Consider the following 5,325-nt stretch of genomic DNA (forward strand, 5'->3'; position numbering starts at 1 on the left):
GGCCTCTATGGGCTTTTTTGTCTACAAGTGTTCGGTTATATTTTACAATCTCCCGTGGTGATAAACAACAGGTTAATCAGTTAGCGAGAATAGCGTAACGTATAAACTTTTCTATTTGGCAATTGAATCAATCATTATGGCCTAGTCTTTGAAAAATGACTGGTGAGCCGGTCGTTTACGACTTCGATGACAAGTTAAACATGACGAACAAGGTTAAGTTGGGCAAGAAATTCCCTAAATGTGTTTACCTGGCGCTACTGGGTCGACTTTTTTAAGTGTGATGCGAAGGACGATTGGATAACGAGCACGCGTTTGTCCAAAATAATAAGTTTCTGAAGACACAATGACCAAATCAGGTTGTTGTGTCTTTTCTGTTATTAAATCGGTTTCTATTGCAACACCAAAATTAAAGATAGTCTTTTAATACCATTACATGTATACTCAATCTTATCTATTACTGGAAAAAGTGAGATTACCGGACACTCACTGAATTTCATCTAAGGAGTTTATCATGAATTTTGTTTTTGATATTGATGGTACGTTAAGCTTTGATGGTCGGACCATTGCCCCAGCCATTACACAGGTGTTAACCAACTTAATTCGAGATCACCACAAAGTTGCCTTTGCGTCTGCCCGACCAATTCGTGATTTACTGCCCATTATTCCAGGATTTGACCAGCAGCCCTTAATTGGTGGTAACGGTGTTATGACCCGGGTTTCTGGAAAGTTAAGTGTGCTCCAACCATTACCACCGGTTGCCGTTCAACAGTTGAAGCAACTCATAGAAAGGCACCACTTGGATTATGTTATGGACGGCACGTGGAATTATGCTTGTCAGGTTTCCAATGATAACCCAATTTTACGTCAACTTGACCCCCAACGATTAGCCCAACGTCAGTCATTAGCTTCCTTAAATGATCCAGTTAAAGTTATTTTACTAAACCTAGCTCCAGCGTTGCGCGCAAAGATCAAACGATTACTCATAACACTAAATCTAGTCGTCATTGAGCATAGTGGTGAAGGCAGTTTAGATATCACCGCTCAAGGCATTAATAAGGCCCACGCTTTGGCCGACATTGGTTTCGAACACTATATTGCTTTTGGCAATGATGAAAACGACCGGAGCATGTTAGCTTGTGCTCAGCAAGCAATTTGGGTTACGAGTAAACCCGAATTGACTCCCGTTTCCCAAGCGATAATATGTCCACCAGATGCCGCAGCCATTGCAAAACTAATTTTAAGCTTAGGCCAACGCTAAGCTTGGGTTAAAGCCATTGGTTATCACCACAATCCAAAAGAGGTAACCGACCACAATTGGTCAGGTTACCTCTTTGCGTTAGTCGAATGGATTGCCATATTTTTGACAATTGTTTCCAAAGATAGGGGAGAATAGGGAAATGGGGAGCAAAAGGTTAAACAGCGGTGAAGTGGGCGCAACTGAAATTTCGGCATGCCAGTACTGTTACGTTTATTTTACATTCGCACAAAGAGGGTTAACCTTTTTCGAAAATATCTGGTATAGTAGCTCTCGTTAGTTAGCAATGCTTGTGCACAAGCATCATTTGAAACGCGTTGTTTCGTCGCCATTCGGAACAACACTGGTAAGACACCCGAGCGTGTCTTGCGTAGGCCGATAGGGCCTTTTTTTTTGGCGTTTTTATCTTATGAAGGACGGTAAATTAGAATTATGGAACTTGAACAAACAATGCCACGGGCGCGAGTTAGCGTTAAGCATCCCGCTTTAGCCATGGTTGGTTTAATGATCGGAAGTTTTTCGGGGATGTTTTCAGAAACGGCCCTGAATGTGGGGTTAACAACAATTATCAACAGTCTGCAGGTCAGTCAGGCTACGGCCCAGTGGCTAGTGACGGGGTATATGTTGGTTATCGGAATTTTCATGCCACTTTCGGGCTTATTGACGCGGTGGTTCTCAACCAAGAAGGTTGTTTTAGGGGCTTTAGGTGCATTCATTATTGGGGTCTTAATCTCCGCTACGGGGAGTAACTTCGCAATTGTATTGACTGGTCGACTCATTCAAGGAATTGGGACCGGCTTGGTTCTGCCACTCATGTTTTCGGTGGCAATGCAGATCTTCCCGCCTTATCGGTTGGGGACCGTCATCGGATTAGCTGCGTTGGTCGTGATATTTGCGCCAGCAATCGCCCCGACGGTTACGGGAATTGTGTTGTCAGCTTTTACTTGGAACGCGGTTTTTTGGCTATTGTTACCTTTCTTAGTCATTGCCTTTATCTTTGTTGCCTTTTTCCTGGAGAACGTTTATCAACAAACCAAAGATCCGGTGGACTGGCTTTCAATTGTTGAATCGACGATTGGGTTCGCCGGGATTATTTTTGGGGCTTCATTTGCGAGTCGTTCCGGTTGGTTATCGTTACCGGTCATTATCACATTAGTTATTGGACTTCTTGCACTAGTGGCCTTTGCATTCCGCCAGTTGAAAATTAAGTATCCGATTTTGAATCTCCGTGCATTTAACCAATCCGCCTTTACGGTAGGAACGGTACTGGTCATGCTTGATTTCGGGTTGATCTTAGGTTCGATGTATCTCTTCCCAATGTATCTTCAGCAAGTAATCAAGCTGCCAATTGCCACCACGGGGTTAGTCATGCTTCCTGGGGGGATTGCGAACGCCATTACTTCGGGAATTGCTGGTCGCTTGTACGACAATTTTGGTGCCAAGTGGTTATCACGGTTAGGATTCTTAATTGCCGTTTTTGGTGTGGCCATCCTATTGGTTAGTGGACCAACTTCACCGATTTGGTTGATTATTTTGGGACACGTCATTTTAATGATTGGTGCTCCGTTAGCAATGTCTCCTTCCCAAACCTATGGACTTAACAGTCTGACTGGTAAGCTTAGTGCGGATGGTAGTGCCATCTTAAATACGTTGGAACAAATTGTGGGTGCCTTGTCGACTGCGATTGCGACAAGTTTATTGGCGATTGGGACCAGTCAAAGTGACCAGTTAATGGCGGTTAATTCAGGAATTCATTACGGCTTTTGGTTTGTATTGCTGTTGGCTTTGGCTGGGTTTTTATTGGCTTTCGGTGTCCATCATGAGTCATCGAAGTAGTCCAGCGTGAGTGATCACGAGCAATAGTGGTGTCGGTCGTTGTCACGTAAACTCTGGGTCAAAAGAAAGGATGTTTGAATGGCAACGCAAGCACAGTCAGAAAAAATTCAACCACGAGTTATTGGTGCCGTTTTGGCAACGGGGTTAATGTCGCTAAGTGGGGTGATTATTGAAACGGCGATGAACGTCACGTTTCCTACTTTGATGCGACAGTTTCATGTAACAACGGGAACGGTGCAATGGATAACTACCTTGTATCTCACGATTGTAGCCTGCATCGTGCCAATCTCCTCATATTTGAAGCGGCGGTTTACCATGAAACGGCTCTTTGTGACGGCCAACCTTCTCTTTATTGCTGGGATTATCGTTGATGGCCTGGCTCCGAATTTTCCGTTACTGTTGATTGGACGAATGATTCAGGCTTTTGGTACGGGGATTGCGTTACCGTTGATATTCAATATTATCTTGGAGCAGGTGCCATTAAGCCGAGTCGGTTTAATGACCGGTATTGGAACGTTGGTCACGGCAATCGGTCCGGCAGTGGGACCAACTTATGGCGGAATTTTAGTCACACGACTGAGTTGGCGTTATATTTTCTGGATCTTGCTACCGTTCTTGATAATTTCGTTTTTGATTGGACTCAAAACGATTCGACAGAACACGCCGACTGCTACTGAACACTTTGATTGGCCGAGTATGCTTGGCATTATGGTTACGTTTGGCGGCCTGATTTATGGCTTTAGCGCAATCAGTACGCATTCATGGTTGAGCTTATCAGTAGGGGGACCAATTGTTTTAGGTGTTTTAGGTCTCATTTACTTTAGCTATCGTTCCTTACACGTGCAGTCGCCGGTGATTCAGCTACGAACTTTGCAGAATAGGGCATTTAGTGGCCATTTACTTGCTTTCTTTCTCACGCAGATAACGTCGTTGGGTTTGTCCTTTATTTTGCCGAACTACCTTCAGTTAGTCGATCGACAGACGGCCTTTATTGCGGGAATAATTGTTTTCCCGGGGGCGTTAGTTGGTGCAGCCTTTGCGCCGGTTGGTGGACAGATTTTGGATCGGTTTGGGTCAAAACGTCCAATTCTATTGGGGTTGGGGCTTGCGACAGTCTCGCTATTGGGAATGACGTTGTTGGCTCGACAGATGAGCGTTGGTGTGACGTTAGCCATTTTTGTGAGTTACATGGTGGGCATTGGATTAAGCTTTGGCAATATCATGACTAGTGGCTTGAAGCATCTGTCGTCTGACTTGAAGGCCGATGGCAATGCGTTGATGAACGCCTTGCAACAATTTGCCGGGGCGGTGGGAACGGCCCTGGTATCAGCAATTATTGCGAACAGTCAAGCAATGAGTGGATTGACCCTGGCCCAAAAGACGGCCAGAGGTTCACAATTTGCATTAGTTGTCTTGTGTCTAGTTGGTGCGCTCGCCTGGATGACGATGTGGTGGGCGTTAGCGCAACGTAAACATTAAATAAATTATGAAAAATAGACGATGTCTTCTTCAACGTATTGGACTGAAGGAGTATCGTCTATTTTAGTTAAGCTGGTGGTTTGTACAAGAAAAAGAAGTCAGTCATAGTCATTTTAAAGCATTGGAAGGCTAGATGCGGAGTTACTAATGAATTGGAGTTTAGGAATACGACTCACCAGAGGATGGAGGTGTCTCGGATAATTAAAACGAATAATGTTCTTGATTTATTAAGAAATGGCCATACCTTTTTGATGAAAAATAACGTGGATTAGGGGGGGCAACCAAAAGTAGCAAGGTCCGCAACTACGGATATATCGGGAAAGCTTGTGTTTTGACGCGGTTGTCGGTATCTTTAAAGCAACCAATGAAAGGGATGGTTATTGATGGGGAATAACACCTTGCCACAGCAACTACAGAAGTTTAGAACGGAACATCATTTATCTCAAGCCGAGCTAGCCCGTAAACTCTACATCTCGCGGCAAGCCCTCTCGAAGTGGGAAGGCGGACAATCGGAGCCTAGCCTGGATAAGGTCCTCTTACTGACCCAGATTCTGGGAGTCACGTTGGATCAGCTACTTTTGGGGGCGGCTGACCAGCGGGAAGTCATTCTTAAGCTGCAACAGATTCATAAACGCTTTGAGCGGCCAGTTCTGACGGGCGTTGACTTGGCGATTCATAGTCACGACCGGATTGCGTTACTAGGAAGTAACGGTGCGGGGAAATCGACGTTGATCAAGATTATTTCCGGGGAAATA

General features: G+C 44.8%; 4 protein-coding genes. All 4 read left to right on the forward strand.

The features are described from left to right. Positions 1-511: 511 nt before the first annotated feature. Positions 512-1,258, forward strand: coding sequence for an HAD-IIB family hydrolase (locus FD30_RS04105; protein WP_056943997.1), 747 nt, complete (start codon positions 512-514; stop codon positions 1,256-1,258). Between the two features lie 429 nt (positions 1,259-1,687). Beyond that, positions 1,688-3,091 carry a DHA2 family efflux MFS transporter permease subunit gene (locus tag FD30_RS04110; RefSeq protein ID WP_056943998.1) on the forward strand — a complete coding sequence of 468 codons (1,404 nt, stop codon included), beginning with the start codon at positions 1,688-1,690 and terminating at the stop codon, positions 3,089-3,091. A 78-nt stretch (positions 3,092-3,169) separates the two neighbouring features. Next, on the forward strand, positions 3,170-4,570 hold the full coding sequence (locus FD30_RS04115; protein WP_056943999.1) for a DHA2 family efflux MFS transporter permease subunit: 1,401 nt from the start codon (positions 3,170-3,172) through the stop codon (positions 4,568-4,570). A gap of 383 nt (positions 4,571-4,953) precedes the next feature. Continuing rightward, positions 4,954-5,325, forward strand: a 372-nt coding sequence (locus FD30_RS11730) for a helix-turn-helix domain-containing protein (RefSeq protein WP_235803251.1), incomplete at its 3' end; no start/stop codon positions are given.

This window comes from Levilactobacillus namurensis DSM 19117 (assembly GCF_001434785.1).
Lineage (GTDB): Bacteria > Bacillota > Bacilli > Lactobacillales > Lactobacillaceae > Levilactobacillus > Levilactobacillus namurensis.